17 protein-coding genes are annotated in these 16,735 nt (G+C 72.5%); 14 read left to right on the top strand and 3 right to left on the bottom strand.

The genetic code is table 11. The features are described 5' to 3' along the window. The first annotated feature begins 38 nt into the window (after positions 1 to 38). The 8 genes from STRNI_RS35110 (at position 39) to STRNI_RS35075 (ending at position 6,781) form a co-directional block, all read left to right on the top strand. The gene (locus STRNI_RS35110) at positions 39 to 248 is read left to right on the top strand and encodes a hypothetical protein (protein ID WP_018090713.1); all 210 of its coding nucleotides are present in this window, start codon (positions 39 to 41) and stop codon (positions 246 to 248) included. 114 nt (positions 249 to 362) lie between these two features. After that, complete coding sequence (locus STRNI_RS35105) at positions 363 to 2,771, top strand: phosphoketolase family protein (RefSeq protein ID WP_277412650.1); 2,409 nt, start codon at positions 363 to 365, stop codon at positions 2,769 to 2,771. A 116-nt stretch (positions 2,772 to 2,887) separates the two neighbouring features. Next, positions 2,888 to 3,064: a hypothetical protein gene (locus tag STRNI_RS35100; RefSeq protein ID WP_277412649.1), complete on the top strand. Its 177-nt coding sequence runs from the start codon at positions 2,888 to 2,890 to the stop codon at positions 3,062 to 3,064. Next, positions 3,061 to 3,552, top strand: a complete 492-nt coding sequence (locus STRNI_RS35095; RefSeq protein ID WP_266441130.1) for a monovalent cation/H+ antiporter complex subunit F — start codon at positions 3,061 to 3,063, stop codon at positions 3,550 to 3,552. Before STRNI_RS35100 ends, STRNI_RS35095 begins: the two co-directional genes overlap by 4 nt. Beyond that, positions 3,545 to 3,814 carry a DUF4040 domain-containing protein gene (locus STRNI_RS35090; protein ID WP_018090717.1) on the top strand — a complete coding sequence of 90 codons (270 nt, stop codon included), beginning with the start codon at positions 3,545 to 3,547 and terminating at the stop codon, positions 3,812 to 3,814. The genes STRNI_RS35095 and STRNI_RS35090 overlap by 8 nt, the downstream gene beginning before the upstream one ends. Then, positions 3,811 to 4,605: an MnhB domain-containing protein gene (locus tag STRNI_RS35085; RefSeq protein ID WP_277412648.1), complete on the top strand. Its 795-nt coding sequence runs from the start codon at positions 3,811 to 3,813 to the stop codon at positions 4,603 to 4,605. The genes STRNI_RS35090 and STRNI_RS35085 overlap by 4 nt, the downstream gene beginning before the upstream one ends. Next, positions 4,602 to 4,949, top strand: a complete 348-nt coding sequence (locus tag STRNI_RS35080; protein WP_277412647.1) for a sodium:proton antiporter — start codon at positions 4,602 to 4,604, stop codon at positions 4,947 to 4,949. The genes STRNI_RS35085 and STRNI_RS35080 overlap by 4 nt, the downstream gene beginning before the upstream one ends. Then, positions 4,946 to 6,781: a complex I subunit 5 family protein gene (locus STRNI_RS35075; RefSeq protein ID WP_159490599.1), complete on the top strand. Its 1,836-nt coding sequence runs from the start codon at positions 4,946 to 4,948 to the stop codon at positions 6,779 to 6,781. The genes STRNI_RS35080 and STRNI_RS35075 overlap by 4 nt, the downstream gene beginning before the upstream one ends. A gap of 189 nt (positions 6,782 to 6,970) precedes the next feature. Here STRNI_RS35075 and STRNI_RS35070 read toward each other — a convergent pair whose 3' ends face one another. Next, on the bottom strand, positions 6,971 to 7,630 hold the full coding sequence (locus tag STRNI_RS35070) for an endonuclease (protein ID WP_159490597.1): 660 nt from the start codon (positions 7,628 to 7,630) through the stop codon (positions 6,971 to 6,973). 218 nt (positions 7,631 to 7,848) lie between these two features. On the opposite strand from STRNI_RS35070, the gene STRNI_RS35065 reads away from it, so the two are divergent. After that, positions 7,849 to 8,937 carry a cation diffusion facilitator family transporter gene (locus STRNI_RS35065; RefSeq protein WP_277412646.1) on the top strand — a complete coding sequence of 363 codons (1,089 nt, stop codon included), beginning with the start codon at positions 7,849 to 7,851 and terminating at the stop codon, positions 8,935 to 8,937. A 111-nt stretch (positions 8,938 to 9,048) separates the two neighbouring features. Here the strand turns inward: STRNI_RS35065 and ligD are convergent, their stop codons facing one another. Then, positions 9,049 to 9,993 (bottom strand): non-homologous end-joining DNA ligase, encoded by a 945-nt coding sequence (gene ligD / locus STRNI_RS35060; RefSeq protein ID WP_159490593.1) that lies wholly within the window; start codon positions 9,991 to 9,993, stop codon positions 9,049 to 9,051. A gap of 743 nt (positions 9,994 to 10,736) precedes the next feature. Between ligD and STRNI_RS35055 the strand changes: the two genes are divergently transcribed. From STRNI_RS35055 to STRNI_RS35035, 5 genes are all read left to right on the top strand, one after another. After that, the gene (locus STRNI_RS35055; RefSeq protein WP_159490591.1) at positions 10,737 to 11,576 is read left to right on the top strand and encodes a hypothetical protein; all 840 of its coding nucleotides are present in this window, start codon (positions 10,737 to 10,739) and stop codon (positions 11,574 to 11,576) included. A gap of 98 nt (positions 11,577 to 11,674) precedes the next feature. Continuing rightward, positions 11,675 to 12,073 carry a DUF7144 family membrane protein gene (locus STRNI_RS35050; protein WP_018090725.1) on the top strand — a complete coding sequence of 133 codons (399 nt, stop codon included), beginning with the start codon at positions 11,675 to 11,677 and terminating at the stop codon, positions 12,071 to 12,073. Between the two features lie 22 nt (positions 12,074 to 12,095). Next, positions 12,096 to 13,487 (top strand): DUF2252 domain-containing protein, encoded by a 1,392-nt coding sequence (locus STRNI_RS35045; protein WP_277412645.1) that lies wholly within the window; start codon positions 12,096 to 12,098, stop codon positions 13,485 to 13,487. A 147-nt stretch (positions 13,488 to 13,634) separates the two neighbouring features. Next, positions 13,635 to 14,615, top strand: a complete 981-nt coding sequence (gene ku / locus STRNI_RS35040; protein ID WP_277413362.1) for a non-homologous end joining protein Ku — start codon at positions 13,635 to 13,637, stop codon at positions 14,613 to 14,615. Positions 14,616 to 14,737: 122 nt separating this feature from the next. After that, a complete protein-coding gene (locus tag STRNI_RS35035; protein ID WP_018090728.1) occupies positions 14,738 to 14,974 on the top strand; it encodes a DUF6458 family protein in 237 nt (78 codons plus the stop codon). A gap of 64 nt (positions 14,975 to 15,038) precedes the next feature. Here STRNI_RS35035 and STRNI_RS35030 read toward each other — a convergent pair whose 3' ends face one another. Further along, complete coding sequence (locus STRNI_RS35030; protein WP_266441157.1) at positions 15,039 to 16,568, bottom strand: alpha/beta hydrolase; 1,530 nt, start codon at positions 16,566 to 16,568, stop codon at positions 15,039 to 15,041. Between the last annotated feature and the right edge of the window lie 167 nt (positions 16,569 to 16,735).

Genomic DNA, 16,735 nt, shown 5'->3' with positions numbered 1-16,735 from the left:
CGGGCATTGGACGGACGATGGAGAGGAAGGAGAGCGCTATGACCCTGATGACCGCTGACGCCATGACCACCGAACCGGAGCCCAAGGGGCCGGGGCCGGTGCCGAGCGAACCCGAACCGGTGCCGCACGACCCGGGCCCCGGCGAGCCGGTCCCCGCCGCACCGGAACCGGACGAGCCGGCACCCGCCCCGGAGGAGCCGCCCGGCGCGGAGCCCGGCGACCACCCGGCGCCCGAGCCGCCCGACTGACACCGGGTACGGCCACCCCGCGCGCACGCCCGGTACCGGCCCCGGCCGGGCCGCCGCCCGCACTGCGCCCGCGGTGACACGCCCGATGCACGCCCCCTCGAGGAGGAGCTGAGCATGCACGACGCGGAATCCCCGGCCGGAACGACAGGGGCCCCGGCGACGGCGGGGCCCCTCGACACCGCCGAGCTGCGCCGGCTCGACGCCCACTGGCGGGCCGCCAACTATCTGTCCGTCGGGCAGATCTATCTGATGGCCAATCCGCTGCTGGAGACGCCGCTGCGCCCCGAGCACATCAAGCCGCGGCTGCTGGGCCACTGGGGCACCTCGCCCGGCCTGAACCTGGTCCACACCCACCTCAACCGCGTCATCAAGGCTCGTGAGCTGGACGCGCTGTGCGTATGGGGTCCGGGACACGGCGGCCCCGCCGTGGTGGCCAACTCCTGGCTGGACGGCACCTACTCCGAGACCTATCCCGATGTCGGCCGGGACGGCGCGGGCATGGCCCGGCTGTTCCGGCAGTTCTCGTTCCCCGGCGGGGTGCCCAGCCATGTCGCGCCGGAGACACCGGGCTCGATCCATGAGGGCGGCGAGCTGGGCTACTCCCTCACCCATGCCTATGGCGCGGCCTTCGACAATCCGGAGCTGCTGGTCGCCTGTGTGGTCGGCGACGGCGAGGCGGAGACCGGGCCGCTCGCCGCGTCCTGGCACGCCACGAAGTTCCTGGACCCGGTGCACGACGGCGCGGTGCTGCCCGTGCTGCATCTCAACGGCTACAAGATCGCCAACCCGACGGTGCTCGCCCGGATCCCGCGGGACGAGCTGGACGCCCTGCTGCGCGGCTACGGTCATGACCCGATCCACGTCACCGGCGACGATCCGGCGACGGTCCATCAGGCGCTGGCCGCCGCCATGGACCGCGCGCTGGACCGGATCACCGCGATCCAGCGAAGGGCCCGCGACGAGGGCGTCACCGAGCGCCCCCTCTGGCCCATGATCGTGCTGCGCACCCCCAAGGGCTGGACCGGTCCGCACGAGGTCGACGGGCAGCCCGTCGAGGGCACCTGGCGCTCCCACCAGGTCCCGCTGTCCGGCGTACGGGACAACGCCGCGCATCTGCGGCAGCTGGAGGACTGGCTGCGCTCGTACCGGCCGGACGAGCTGTTCGACGACGAGGGCCGGCCGCGCCCCGACGTGCTGGCGTGCGTGCCCGAGGGGTCGCGCCGGCTCGGTGCCTCGCCGCACGCCAACGGCGGGCTGCTGGTGCGGGACCTGCCGCTTCCGCCGCTGGAGCGGTACGCGGTGGAGGTCGACAAGCGCGGCAGCGTGCTGCACGAGCCGACCCGGGTGCTGGGCGGGCTGCTGGAAGCGGTCATGGACGCCACCGCGGAGCGCCGTGACTTCCGTGTCGTGGGCCCCGACGAGACCGCGTCCAACCGTCTGCAGGCGCTCTACGAGGCCACCGGCAAGGCCTGGCAGGCTCAGACGCTCGGCACCGACGAGCATCTCGCCCGCGACGGCCGCGTCATGGAGGTGCTCTCCGAGCATCTGTGCCAGGGGTGGCTGGAGGGCTATCTCCTCACCGGCCGGCACGGGCTCTTCTCCAGCTACGAGGCGTTCGCGCACATCGTCGACTCGATGGTCAACCAGCACATCAAATGGCTGCGGACCGCGCGCCGGCTGCCCTGGCGGCGCCCCATCGCCTCGCTGAACTATCTGCTCACCTCCCACGTCTGGCGGCAGGACCACAACGGGTTCTCGCACCAGGACCCCGGCTTCGTCGACCACATCCTCAACAAGAGCCCGGAGGTGGTCCGGGTCTATCTGCCGCCGGACGCCAACACCCTGCTCTCGGTGGCCGATCATGCGCTGCGCAGCCGCGACTACGTCAATGTGATCGTGGCCGGCAAACAGCCGGGCTTCGACTGGCTCACCCTCGACGAGGCCCGCACCCACTGCGCACGCGGCGCCGGTGCCTGGGAGTGGGCGGGCACCGAGGACGGCAGCCGGGACCCCGATGTGGTGCTGGCCTGCGCGGGGGACGTCCCCACCCAGGAGACGCTGGCCGCCGCCGCTCTGCTGCGCCGGCATCTGCCGGAGCTGGCGGTGCGGGTGGTCAATGTCGTCGACATGGCCCGGCTGCTGCCGTCGGGGGAGCATCCGCACGGTATGCCGGACCCCGAGTACGACGCGCTGTTCACCCGCGACAAGCCGGTCATCTTCGCCTACCACGGCTACCCGTGGCTGATCCACCGGCTCTGCTACCGCCGCGCCGGACACGAGAATCTGCATGTCCGCGGCTACAAGGAGGAGGGCACCACGACCACGCCCTTCGACATGGTCGTCCGCAACGATCTCGACCGGTACCGGCTGGTGATGGACGTGGTGGACCGGGTGCCCGGCCTCGGGGTGCGGGCCGTCGCGCTGCGGCAGGAGATGGCCGACGTCCGCACCCGCCACCACGCCTGGATCCGGGAGCACGGCACCGATCTGCCGGAGGTCGCCGACTGGACCTGGGCGGGCTGACGGGACCCGGCTGCGGCCCGCCTCCGACGGAGTAACGCGCGGCGCGGTGACGGGGCGGCCCGGTCCCCGCATGTGAGCCTGAGGCCCGGGTACCCGGGGCCTCAGGAGGTGCGCGGATGGCGCGACGGCTGACGACGGGCGCCGAACTCATCGGCTGTTGGGCGGTGTTGACCGGACTGTGGATCGTGCTGATCGGTCCGGTCGACACGCTGGAGTGGGCGGTCGGGGCCGGTGCCGCGCTGCTCGCCGCCGGTGCGGCCCGCGGCGCGCGGCGTGCGGCCGAGCGCCGGTGAGCGGCTGGACCGCCGCGGCCGCGGCGCTGCTGGTGTGCGGTGTCGCCCCGGCCGCCTGGGGCGCCGCCACCGGTCCGGTCCGGCGACGGGTGCCCGCACAGAATCTGGTGACCACCCTGCTCAGCCTGGTCATGCTGCTGCTGGCCCAGGGCTACGGCCGCCCGGCGTACACCGATCCGGCGCTGGTGCTCGCGGTGCTGGGACCGGCCGGCACACTGCTGTATGTGCGGCTGCTCGCCGACCAGTTGGCGGCACATCCCCCGCGGCCGCGCTCGCTGCTCGCGGTGACGGCGCTGAGCTATACGGCCGTGCCCGTGGTGGTGCTGCCGCTGTGTGTGGCCGCGAGCCCCGGCAGGGCCACGGTGAAACTGCTGGTCATCGGCGCGCTGTTGGTGCTGGGGAGCCGGGTGGCGGCCCGCGCGGTGACCGCCGCCGTCACCTCGGGACACGGCCGGACCGGCCCCGCGGAGGGAATGGCCGATGGCTGACGATCTGCCGCTGCTGCTCGCCCTGCTCCTGGTGGCCGGCGCCGGAACCGCCACCGTCCTGGTGCGCGATCCGGTGCGGCAGTCCTTTCTGCTGTCCCTGCTCGGCCTGGCGCTCGCCCTGGTCTTCCTGGTGCTGCAGGCCCCCGATGTCGCGCTCTCCCAGCTGGCGGTGGGCTCCGCGCTGACCCCGCTGATGGTGCTGCTGTCCGTACGCAAGGTGCGGCGCAAGGCGCGCAGCGAGCGCCGGGAGGAGCACGAATGAGCAGCAGGCTGCGGCTGTGGGTGCTGGCCGTCGGCGGTCTGGGGGTGGCCGTCCTGTTCGTGCTGGCCTGTTCCGACCTGCCCGCGTTCGGCGGGCTCTGGCACCCGTACGGCGACCGGGCGGTCCATGCGGCGCTCGCCCGGCACACCGCCAACACCGTCTCGTCCGTCAACTTCGACCAGCGTGCCTTCGACACCCTCGGCGAGGAGTCCATCCTGTTCGGCTCGGTGGTGGGCACCGTCGTCCTGCTGCGGCAGACCCGGGACGAGGACCGGCAGCCGCCGGAGCCGGCCACAGTCGCACCCCCGGTCCGCCGCTATGCGCTGATCGCGCTGCCCGTCACCCTGCTCATCGGCCTGTATGTCATCGCGCACGGCCAGCTGAGCCCCGGCGGCGGCTTCCAGGGCGGCGTCGTGGTCGCCACCTCGCTGCATCTGCTCTATATCGCCGTGGACTACCGGGCGCTGGAGCGGATCAGACCGGTCGGCCTGTACGAGGTGGCGGATGCCGCGGGTGAGGCCGCCTATCTGCTGGTGGGTGTGGCCGCACTGGTGACGGGGGCGGCGTTTTTGACCAACTTCCTTCCCTACGGCACCTTCAACACGCTCTCCTCCGGCGGCACCGTTCCGCTGCTCAACGCCGCGATCGGCGTGGAGGTGGCCTGCGGGGTGGTCGTCCTGCTGGCCCGTTTCCTGGACCAGGCCGTGGAGATCGAGAGCGGGGACGGGGACGGGAGCGGGGACGGGGACGGGAACGGGAACGGGAACGACGAAGCGGAGGCCGGGACTTGAGTGTGCTGCCGTATCTGATCGCAGGGTGGCTGTTTCTGATCGGCTGTTACGGCATGGCCACCAGCCGGAACCTCATCCACGCGGTGGGCTGTCTCTCCGTCTGCCAGTCCTCGACCTATGTCCTGCTGCTCGCCGTCGGCTACCGGGACGACGGCACCGCCCCGGTCTTCTCCGACATCACGCCGGGCTCCCGCCCCGTGGTCGACCCCGTCGTCCAGGCCCTCACCCTCACGGACATCGTCATCGGGGCGACCGTCACCGCACTGCTGCTCTCCCTGGTCATCCAGATCGCCAAACGGCACCGGACGGTGGACCCGGACGAGCTCTCGGAGCTGCGGGGGTGAGCGTCGACCGGACCCTGCCGCTGATCGTGGCCGCTCCGCTGTTCGGCGCGGCGCTGCTGGTCGGCGCGGGCCGGCGGCTGCCGCGGTCCGCCGCGGAGGTGCTGGGGTGTCTCTTCGCCGCGGGCACGGCGGCGCTCGCGCTGTACGCCTCGGCCGGTACCCCGTCGTCCACCGCCCGGCCCCTCGAATGGCTGGGCGGCTGGCGGCCGCACGGCGGGGCGGGGGTGGGCATCGTGCTGGTCGGCGACCGTATCGGCCTCGGCCTGGCCACACTGGTCTCCCTGCTGGTGGTGGCCGCGCTCGCCTACGCCTGGCGGTACTTCGACGAACCCCCGCGGCGCCACGCGGGCTCCTTCCCCGCGCTGGTGCTGCTCTTCCAGGCGGGCATGTGCGGCTTCGCGCTGGCCGGGGATCTGTTCAACGCCTTTGTCTTCTTCGAGCTGATGGGCGTCGTCGCCTATGCGCTGACCGGCTACCGCGTCGAGGAGGCCCGCGCCGTCCAGGGGGCGCTGGTGTTCGGCGTCGTCAACTCCCTGGGCGCCTACACCACCTTGCTGGGCATCGGCCTGCTCTACGCCCGGACCGGCGAACTCGGCCTCGCCCAGATCGGCAGCGCCCTCGACGCACACCCCGGCGGCCCGGACGCGCTGGTGGTCACCGCCTTCGTCCTCGTCGCCGCCGGACTGCTCGTCAAGGCCGCGGCGGTGCCGTTCCACTTCTGGCTCGCCGATGCGCATGCGGTGGCCCCCACCCCGGTGTGCATGCTGATGTCCGGGGTCATGGTCGAGCTGGGCGTGTACGGCATCGCCCGTGTCTACTGGACGGTCTTCGCGGGCCCCGGCGGCATCCCGGCACCCGACGCGCACCGGGCGCTGCTGGCCCTGGGGGTGCTGACCGCGGTGCTCGGTGCGGTGATGTGCGGGCTGCAGCGCCATCTCAAGCGGCTGCTCGCCTACTCCACCGTCGCGCACACCGGCCTGTTCCTCATCGGCCTCGCGGTGCTCACCCCGGAGGGGCTCGGCGGTGTCGCCCTGTACGTGCTGGCGCATGCCGGGGTGAAGGCCGCGCTCTTCGCCTGCGTGGGGATTCTGCTGGACCGGTTCGGCAGCGTCGATGAGCCCGAGCTGCACGGCAAGGGGCGCCAACTCCCGTGGGTGGGCGTGCTGTTCGGGACCGGCGGGCTGGCGCTCGCCGGGCTGCCGCCTTTCGGCACCGCGCTGGGCAAGGCCGTGACCGAGGAGGCGGTGGGCGGCTGGGCGACGGCACTGTTCGTGGTGGTCTCGGCGGTCACCGGGGGCGCGGTGCTGCGGGCCGGGGCGCGGGTGTTCCTGGGCCTGGGGCCGGTCCCGGGGAGCGGGGCCGCCGCGTCCCGGCCGGCCGACGCCGCCGACGCCGAGACGACCGGGAAGGCGGAGGAGCCGGAGACCAAAGGCGGGCGGCTCTCGCGGGCCCCGGTCAGCATGCTCGCCGTGCCCACCGCGCTGCTCGCCGGGGCCCTGGCGGTCGGGCTGGTCCCGGGCCTGCGCACCGGCATCGGCCGGGCCGCCGACGCCTTCACCGACCACGCCGGCTATCTCGCGGCCGTCCTGCACGGCCGCGCCACGGAGCCCGCGGCCACTCCCCCGCCGCACTGGACCACGGCCGGTGTGCTGTGGGGCCTGGTGGCCACCGCGCTGGCCGTGGGGGGCGCCCTGCTCGCCGTGCGGCGTCCCCTGGGCGCCGAACCGGCCCGCTGGACCACGCCGCTGCGCCGACTGCACTCCGGCCATATGGGCGACTATGTCGCGTGGTTCCTGGCGGGCGTCACCCTGCTGGGGGTGCTGGTCGTGTGACGGGCGCGGCCGGGTGCCGGGCCGTGCCGCGGTCGGTGTCGGGCCGTGCCCGCGGCTGGGTGCTGGACCGTCCCGCGCCGGTGCCGGGCCGCGCCCGTGCCGGACCGTCCCACGGCCGGTCGCCAGACCGTCCCACGGCCGGATGCCGAACAGTCCCGCGCCGGGTGTCTGGCCGCACCCACGGCCGGTTCAGGCTCCCGCGGCCTCCCGTACGTCCTCGACGACGGACCGGTCCAGCGCCGCGCGCACCAGCCCCGAGGCGAAGGCCGTGGTCTCGTCCGGTCCGACCAGCCGCGCCAGCTTCCCGCTGTCGCCCGGCAGGCCCAGCCGTTCCGCTCCCTGGACGGCCTTGCCGTCGAGATACGGGGCGAGTTCGGGCCAGACGCCCTGGACCTCCCGCAGAAAGATGTCGCAGCCCGCGGGGCCCAGGCCCGGCACCTCCCGCAGTGCTCTGCGCAGCGCGCCGAGGTCACCGCCGGCCGCGTCCCGCATCCGCCGCAGATCGCCGCCGTACGAGTCCAGCAGCAGCGTGGCGCCGTCACCGAGCTGAGTGGCCGTGCGCTCGTCGTAGCGCCGGTATCCGCCCTCGCCCAGGGCGTCGACGCGCTGCTGCCAGGTCGCGTCCGCCATCCGACGGGGAGTGCGCAGTCCGGCGTCGAACAGCGCGCGGGCCGCCGCCACCGCCACGGAGGCGCGGATCCGCGCGCTGAGCAGCCCGGCCAGCACCAGCACCTGGTACAGCGGCTGCGGGGTGTCCGCCACCCGGATCCCGCTCTGGGCGGCGAAGGTCTCGCCGTGCCGCTCCAGCAGGGCGCGCGCCAGGGCCCGCTGCCCGCCGCGGGGGCTCATGGCGCACCCCTGTCCCGGCGGCTCGCCTCGTTGGGGGAAGTGCCGGCCACGCCCTGTCCTCCGTCGTCCGGTGTGGGGTCCGCGGTCACCGTCCCCGGTCCGCACGGCGGGAAACCGCCACTGCTCCAGGGGGCGTAACGACGCCGCACCGTATGCGCGGCCGGACCCGGGCGGCTACGCTCGCGACGGCGGTCCGACCGACCACGGGGAGGCCAGGCTTGTCCCGGCACGCTGATGCTGCACCTCACTCCACCGGCACACCGGATCGGCACCCCGGGAAGGACACGGAGGACGCCAGGACCGCGGTCACCGTGTTCGTGGCCCTCGGCGCCAATCTGGTGATCGCCCTGGCCAAGCTGGCCGGCGGGCTGTTCGCGGGGTCGCCCGCGCTGCTGTCCGAGGCGGCGCACTCGGTCGCCGACAGCCTCAACGAGCTGTTCCTGCTCGCCTCGCTCAAGCGCAGCAACCGCGCGCCCGACAGCCGGCACCCCTTCGGCTACGGCAAGGAGCGGTACTTCTGGTCCCTGCTCGCCGCCGTCGGAATTTTCGTCATGGGCGGCTGTTTCTCCTTCTTCCAGGGCATCGAGGCCCTGCGCTCGGACCACTCGGAGACCCGTACGGGCTATCTCGTCGGCCTCGCCGTGCTGGCCGTCGCGCTGGTCGCCGAGTGCTCCTCGCTGATCCGCGCCCTGGTACAGGTCCGTGGCCAGGCACGAGGGTCCGGCCGCAGCATGCGGGAGGCGGTCCGCGCGGCCGACGACCCCGCGTTGCGGACGGTGCTGGCCGAGGACTCCACCGCCTGCTTCGGTGTGCTGGTGGCCATGGCCGGGATGGGACTTCACATGATCACCGGCGAGGTGCGGTGGGAGGCCTGGGCGTCCATGATCATCGGGGCGCTGCTGGTGTTCGTCGCCTATCAGCTCGCCAAGGAGTCCCGCGGCCAGATCATCGGCGAGGCCGCCGACCCCGCGCTGCGCCGGGCCCTGCGGAGGTTCCTGGAGGAGCAGCCGGAGATCGACACGGTGACCACCCTGCTGACCATGCGTCTGGGCACCCGCTCCACGCTGGTCGCGGCCCGGACCGATCTCGTCGGCGGGCTGGACAGCGAGGAGGTCGAGGAGGTCCTGGTGCGGCTGAAGTCGGCGATCCGTGCGCAGTGGCCGATCGCCGACCAGGTGTTCCTGGACGTCACGGACGCCTCACCGAACGACCGGGAGCGGGCCCGGCGGGAGCGGCGGCAGCTGGACGAGACCGTGGCTGCCGGGCGCGAAGAGCCCGGGACGAGGCAGCAGGAGGACGCGGAGTGAGGTGACGGGGACGCCGGAGGTGCCTCCCGGCCGGCCCACACCGCACACCACAGCACCGCGCACTGCACACCTCCACACCGCACACCTTCGCGCCGCACACCTCCACGACGCTCACCGCAGCGCGTCGAGCCGCCGGCGCGCCGTACGCAAGGACCGCCCGCGGGCCGGCACCCCGGACCACGGCCGGGTACCCGTCTGCTCCAGCACTGCCGCGACATCCTTCAACGTCCAGCTCTGTGCGGTGAGTTGGGGGTCGTCGAGCTGTGTGCGGCTGATCGGCACGGCGACCGGGGCGCCCGGTTTCGCCCGCAGCGACCAGGGGGCGACGGCCGTCTGGGCATAGGCGTTGCGCTGCACATCGAGGTAGAGCCGGTTGCCGCGGGACTTCTTGCGTACGGCGGTGGTGAGCCGGTCCGGGTGACGTTCCGCCAGTACTGCCGCGGCCTCCTGGGCGAAACCGCGGACCGTGTCGAAGTCGCTCTTCCCGTCCAGCGGCACGATGACATGCAGGCCCTTCGACCCCGTGGTCATCAGGACGGCCGGCAGGCCGAGCTCGTCGAGCAGCCCGCAGAGCTGCCGGGCGGCCTCCCGTACGGCCTCGAAGTCCGGGCCGGGCGGGTCGAGATCGAACACCAGCCGGTCGGGGTGATCGGGGCGGGCGGCGCGGGACAGCCAGCGGTGGAAGGTGAGACAGGCCTGGTCGGCGAGGAACAGGAGGGTCGCCTTGTCGTCGCAGACGGCGTGGGTGACGGTGCCGCCCTCCTTGGTGACCTCCGCCCGCCGGATCCAGTCGGGGTAGTGCGCCGGGGTGTCCTTCTGCATGAACTGCGGGCCGCCGAGGCCCTCCGGAAGCCGTTCCAGCATCAGTGGCCGGCCCCGGAGCTGCGGGACCATCGAGGCGGCCACCCGGCGGTAGTAGCCGACGACATCGGCCTTGGTCAGCCCGTCGTCGGGGAACAGCACCTTCTCCGGCCGGTGGATCTCGACCGTACGGCGGCCGGCGCGCACCGTCTCCGTACGTGTGTCCGCGCGGGCGCCGGTTCCTGTGTCGTTCATGCGGGCGGGGGTACCCGCTCCGGGCCCTCGTACGCTCGCGCGTCCGGGTGGTGCGGGGCGCGACGGGTCCGTTCGCCTGCCGCTGTCGCCGGGCGTTGCGGGGCGTCGCACAGTGAGGAGGTGTCCCGCTGAGCCCGTGCGCCTCGTGTCGCATGGCCGGCGCAGGATCGGCAAGGAGACCAGCATGCCGCGCGGAGCGGGCGCCGGGCGCCCGGCCGCGGAGGAGCGACGCGTGGAGGAGCTCATGACGGTGCGACAGCCACCAGGACCGCCGGGCAGCACCCATCCGGACCCGGTCCCGCCCACCCCGGGTCCGGGCCCCGGCCCGCCAGGACCCACGCCGGGCCCTGTCCCCGGCCCGGTCCCCGCACCGGGCCCCGATCCGGTGCCCCCTTCCCCGCCACGTCCCGAGCCGGACCCCGTCCCGCCCACCCCGGCACCGCCGACGCCGGGACCCGAACCCGGCCCCGCACCCGATCCGCTCCCCGCGCCGGGGACCGCGGGGCGCACCGAACCACCGGGCACGCCGTAAGGCCACCGGCAAGGGTCCGCCTCTTAGGAGCAGTCGCCCGGTGCGGAGCCGCGCCGGGCGAGGAGGCCGACGTCGCCCCGTACGCGCCCTGGCCGCCCCGGTACGCGCCATAGGCCGTCGCCGTGCGTCCGCCAGGGATGACGGGACAGCCCTCAGGGCCCCTGGGCGGTGTCTCCCCGATCTCCGGGGGAGGCACCCCTAGGCTCGGCGGGTGCGGAATTCCGAGGAGTGCGCCGAGGGTGCGGGACCGTTCATCTCCCGGCTGACCTGGCGCCTCGAAGACGGGGGCACCGCCGTCTGGGAGTCGCGGGCGGCCCGCAAGCGCGGGACCCTCGCCGTACGGCCCGCGGGGGCCACCGAGAGCAGTGCACGGCGCGCCGGTGCCGCGGCACTCGACCGGCTGCGCCGGCTCAACGGCGTGGCCGCGGTCTCCTTCACCATCGGCGGGACCCTCTTCGCCCTCGGCGCTGCGCTCGCCCAGTTCACCGCGGAGCGCCCGACCACGAGCGCCACGGTCTACTTCATCGGCGGGGTGTTCTTCACCCTGGGCGGCTATGCCTCACTCGTCCAGGCCATCAACGCTCCGCGCCGGGAGAGCACGGCCGGTGCGCTGACCACGCACCACTTCCGGTGGTGGAGCTATGAGCCGGGCCGGATCGACTGGCTGAGTACGTTCGTGCTGTTCGCGGGGACGCTGGTGTTCGGCGTCAATCTGCTGGACTCCTTTCTGCGGGGGCTCACGACCCAGCAGCTGAACCGGCTGGTCTGGACGCCCGACATCATCGGCTGTCTGCTGTTCCTGATCTCCGGTCAGCTGGCGATCGCCGAGATCTGCCACGGCCGGCCGTGCGTCCACCGGCGCAGCCTCGGCTGGTGGATCGTCGCGGTCAATCAGCTGGGTTCCGTGCTCTTCATGGTGTCCGCGGTGGCCGCCTTCACCCGTCCGGAGACCGGCAGTCAGATCAGCGTCGGGGTCGCCAACTGGGGCACGCTCACGGGAGCGCTGTGCTTCGCGGTGGCCGGTGTGCTGCAGGCCTTCGAACGTCCCTGACATGCGGCGGACGGGACCCTGTGTAAACGTGGAATGCACTGCATGGTCACCGGCGGGTCCGGTACGGACGGCCAGGTTTCTCAAGTGAGGAGTGACCCATGGCCACTCAGAAGCACTACGTGGGCGGATGGACGGCATTCGCCGCGGTCCTGATGATTTTCGGTGGTGCGATGGCCTTCCTGGAAGGCATCTCCGCCATCGCCAAGGACGATGTCTTCGTCACCACGCGGAACTACGTCTTCACCTTCAACCTCACCGGTTGGGGCTGGATCCATCTCATCCTGGGCATCATCATCCTCCTCGCGGGCGTGGCACTGCTCTCGACCGGGGCGATGTGGGCACGGATCCTCGGTGTGATCCTGGCCGGCCTCGGTGCGCTCGCGAACTTCCTGTGGATTCCCCACTACCCGTTCTGGGCCATCGTGCTGGTCGCCATCGACATCTTCATCATCTGGGCGCTGTGTACGGACGACCACCGACACGCCGCCACGCGGTGAGCTGAGCATCTCCGGCCCCGGCATGGCCACCGGACCCACCGCACAGGAACGCGCGGAACAGGGCAGGGCACTTCGCTCCGAAGTGCCCCGCTCCCGTCATGCGGAGTTCGAGCCCACCGCCTCCCGTGCCGATCCGGTCGACCTCATCGAGCGGCAATCCGCCGTCCGCGTACCGGAGTTGGTGCCCATCCGCTACGGGCGGATGCTGGAGTCGCCGTTCCGCTTCTACCGCGGCGCCGCCGCCATCATGGCGGCGGACCTGGCGACGACCCCGTCGACCGGGCTGCGGGCCCAGCTGTGCGGGGACGCCCATCTGCTGAACTTCCGGCTGCTGGCCTCCCCCGAGCGCCATCTGATGTTCGACATCAACGACTTCGACGAGACCCTGCCCGGCCCCTGGGAGTGGGACGTCAAACGGCTGGCGGCCAGCTTCGCCATCGCGGGCCGCGGCAACGGTTTCAGCGAGTCGGTCCGGGCCGGTATCGTCCGGGCCGCCTGCGCGTCCTACCGCGACCGGATGCGCCAGTACGCGGACCAGCGGACCCTGGAGGTCTGGTACGCCCATGCCGACATGGCCGACATCCAGGCCGAGGAAGCGCAGGAGCTCGGCAGCAGGGGCCGTGCGGGGCTGTCCCGGATCATCGCGGAAGCCCGGACCCACGACACCGTGCAGGCGTTCCGCAAGCTGACCCGGAAGAGCGGCGGCCAGGTCCGCTTCGCCGCCGATCCCCCGTTGATCGTGCCGCTGGACGACCTGCTGCCGGACGTCGAGCGCGACCAGCTGGAGGAGCAGCTCCGCGGGCTGATCCAGGGCTACGCCGGCAGTCTGCGGTCGGACCACCGCCGGCTGCTGGAGCAGTACCGGGTGGTCGACGTGGCCCGCAAGGTCGTGGGCGTCGGCAGCGTGGGCACCCGCTGCTGGATCGTGCTGCTGCTCGGCAAGGACGCCGGCGACCCGCTCCTGCTGCAGGCCAAGGAGGCCGACGATTCGGTACTCGCCCCGTACGCTGGCCCGAGCCTCCACACCAACCAGGGCGAGCGCGTCGTGGCCGGCCAGCGGCTGATGCAGGCCGCCAGCGACATCTTCCTCGGCTGGGAGCGGGCCACCGGGATCGACGGCCGCCAACGCGACTTCTACGTACGCCAGCTGCGCGACTGGAAGGGCATCATGCCGGCGGACATGATGGTGCCGGTGGGCATGCGGCGTTTCGCCGTACGCTGCGGGGCCACGCTGGCCCGCGCGCACGCCCGGTCCGGCGACCGGATCGCGATCGCCGCCTACCTCGGCAGGGGCACCCCCTTCGACGAGGCGCTGGCGCGGTTCGCGGAGCGTTACGCGGACCAGAACGAGCGCGATCACCAGGCGCTCCAGGAGGCCGTCCGGGAGGGCCGGGTCACGGCCAGGCCCGGCTGAAAACCGGCGGAAGGCGCCACAGCGGCCATGCCGAGCGGCGTCCGCAGCCCACCGCCACCCGATCGGCGCACCCGGCAGCGCCCGGGATGTACGGTCCCTCCACCCGACCTAGCATGGTGCCGAATGGCTCCGATGAAGGCGGCCCCCATGCGCCCCACGGCGAAGTTCTCCATCAGCTTCGGCCTGGTCACGATCCCGGTCGCCGCGTACAACGCCACGGACAGCTCCGCGTCGGTCAGCTTCGTACGGATCCATACGGCGGACGGCGGACGGGTGCGCAATCAGCCCGTGTGCTCGCTGGAGGACGTCGAGATCTCCCCGGACGAGATCGGCCGGGGCTACAAGCCCGGGGACGGCGACACGGTCGTACCGCTGAGCGACGAGGATCTGGACGCGCTGCCGCTGCCCACCGCGAAGACCCTGACGATCCTGGCCTTCGTGGCCGGCGGCGACATCGACCCGCTGCAGATGGGCAAGGGCTACTACCTGGGCATCGACAGCCCCGCCGCGGCCAAGCCCTATGTGCTGCTGCGGGAGGCGATGGAGCGGCATCAGCGCGTCGGGCTCGGCAAGATCGCGCTGCACGGGCGGGAGACGCTCGCCATGATCCGCCCGATGGAGGGCGCGCTGGTCATGCAGGTGCTGCTGTGGCCGCACCAGATCCGTCCGATGGACGGGGTGCTGCCCGAGCGGCAGGCGGAGGTCGCCCCCAATGAGGTGTCGGCCGCCGAGGCCCTGATGGATTCCTTCGGCGAGCTGTCGGAGGACGATCTGCACGATCACTACCGCGAGGCGCTCGAAGAGATCGTGGCGGCAAAGCTGGCGCATCGCGAGCCGGAGTTCCCGGCCGGTGAGGAGCAGCCCGCCGGACAGGTGATGGACCTGATGGCGGCCCTGCAGGACAGCGTCCGGGCGGCCAAGAGGTCCCGCGGCGAGGACGAGGAGGCCGAGCCCCGGTCCGGCCGTACCGCGAAGAAGAGCGCGACGAAGAAGACCGCGGCGAAGAAGGCCACCGCCACGAAATCCGCCTCGGCAACCGCCTCGAAAACCGCCGCCAAGAAGGCCACCGCCAAGAAGACGGCAGCGGCGAAGAAGACCGCGAGCAGGGGCGGGCGCCGGGCCGGCTGAGCCCGGCCCCCGGAGGCCCGGCCGTCGGTGGCCCCCTCCGCCTGTGCACATAAGGCGCCTCCCCCGGGGTACGCGAACCGTCATCAGGCCTTACTGCCAATACAGTTATGGAGGCGGACGCCATGGGTATCGGCGGATGCATCGGTCTGCTCGCGGTGGGGGCCATCCTCACCTTCGCGGTGGACTGGCACATGGCCGGAATCAACGTCGACCTGGTCGGCATCATCATGATGATCGTCGGCATCATCGGCCTCGCCACCTATGTGAGCATTCTGAAGCGGCGGCGCACCCAGCCCCCGTCCCCCGGCGCCCCGGTCGTCGACGTCGAGGACGCCCCCCGCCCCCGCTACTACAGGTAGTCCCCGGCCATGCGGTGTGCGTTCCGTCGTGGGGCCCGCCGCTCTCCGGCGACGGCCGCGCCTTTCAGCCGCAGGAGGTCTGGGCCTTCGGCAAGACGCCGTTCAGCAGGAAGTCGTCGACATGGCGCTGCACGCAGGGGTCTTGGGTGGTGTAGGCGGCATGACCCTCACCGTGGAAGGTCAGCACGACACTGGAATTGCCCAGCTCGCGGGCCATGTTGAACGCGCCCTCGTAGGGGGTCGCCGGATCATTGGTGGTCGCGACGAGCAGCAGGGGCGGTGCGCCGGGCGCCGCGACCTCGCGGGAGGAGTCGTCGCCCGCGACGGGCCAGTCGTAGCAGTCCAGCATGAGCGGGGCGATGTCCGGGCCGAAGAGCGGGGAGGCATTGGTGAGTTCGCGCTCCGCCCGGGGGTAGTCGTCGGCGTCATAGCGCTCCGAGGTGTCCCGGCACGCGATCGCCCGGAGGGCGAGCTGGTCCTGCGGCGGTAGCTCGTCCTGCCCGACCCGCGGTGCCGGGACCGTGCGGGTGGCGCTGCCGCCACCGCTCTCGCTCAGACGGAGGATTCCGGCGGCGTCGCCCCGTCGCAGCTGCGCCAGCGCCTGGCGCAGCGCCGGCCAGTCGCTTCTGCTGTACAGGGCCTCGCGCAAGGCGTACACATAGGTGGTCTCATCCACCGTCTCGCCCTTCACCTTCATCGGCCGTTCGCTCAACTGCTGGTACCAGGTGCGGAGTTGCTCCTGAGCCCGGCTCTTGTCGGTGCCCAGCGGGCAGTCCGCCGTCCGGAGGCAGTCGGCGGCGAAGTCGTCCAGCGCCTGCTGGAAGCCCCGGGCCTGGGCCAGCGCGGTCTGCCAGGTGTTCTTGGTCGGGTCCTCGACGCTGTCCAGGACCATCCGGCCGACCTTGTCGGGGAACTCATGGGCATAGACAGCGCCCAGCTTGGTGCCGTAGGAGAAGCCCAGGTAATTGAGCTTGTCGTCGTGGACCGCGGCGCGCAGTACGTCCATGTCCCGGGCGACATCGGGGGTGCCGACCCAGCGCAGCAGCCCGCCGGAGTACCGGCCGCAGGCCTCGTTGATGCGCTTCTCCTTCGCGGCGAGGCTGTCGTCGCCGCCCGTGGTGAGTTTGCTCCCGCAGGAGATGGGTTCGGTGTGGCCGGTGCCGCGCGGATCGAAGCTGACGATGTCGTAGCGCTGCCCCAGCCGGGCGAAGGCGCTCCCGCTGTCGATCAGATAGTTGACGCCGGAAGCACCCGGCCCTCCGGGGTTGATGACCAGCGAGCCGAGGCGCTCACCGGGCCCGGTCGCCTTCAGCCGGATCAGCTGGACCTGCATCGTGCTCCGTGTGGGATGGGCGTAGTCCCGCGGCACCTCCAGCCGGGCGCACTCCAGACGCTCCCGGAAGCCCGGCGGCGGGGAGGCGCCGTCGCCCTGCGTCCCGTTCTGCAGGTCCTTGCCACACGGCTCCCAGGACAGCGTCTGCTCGTAGAACGTCGCCAGCCCCGGGTCATCGACGGCCGTCGCAGCCGGAGTTCCCCCGAAGACCCAGAGCAGCGCCACCACCACCGCCATGGCCGACAGCCGGACGGCTGCCATGCGCCGGCGAACACACCGCGCTCCCCCTACTCCCACACGAGACGGTGCACGGCGTGTTCCCGGCATATTCCGAGCGTAGGGCCGTTGCACAGCTCCCGCACACCTGCCGTGGGGCGCCCCGGTGAAGGCCTGCCGTACGGGCGGCAACCGACGGTCACGGTGCCATG

Source organism: Streptomyces nigrescens (genome assembly GCF_027626975.1).
GTDB classification, from domain to species: Bacteria; Actinomycetota; Actinomycetes; order Streptomycetales; family Streptomycetaceae; genus Streptomyces; species Streptomyces nigrescens.
This window is presented reverse-complemented; position numbering and strand designations above follow the sequence as displayed.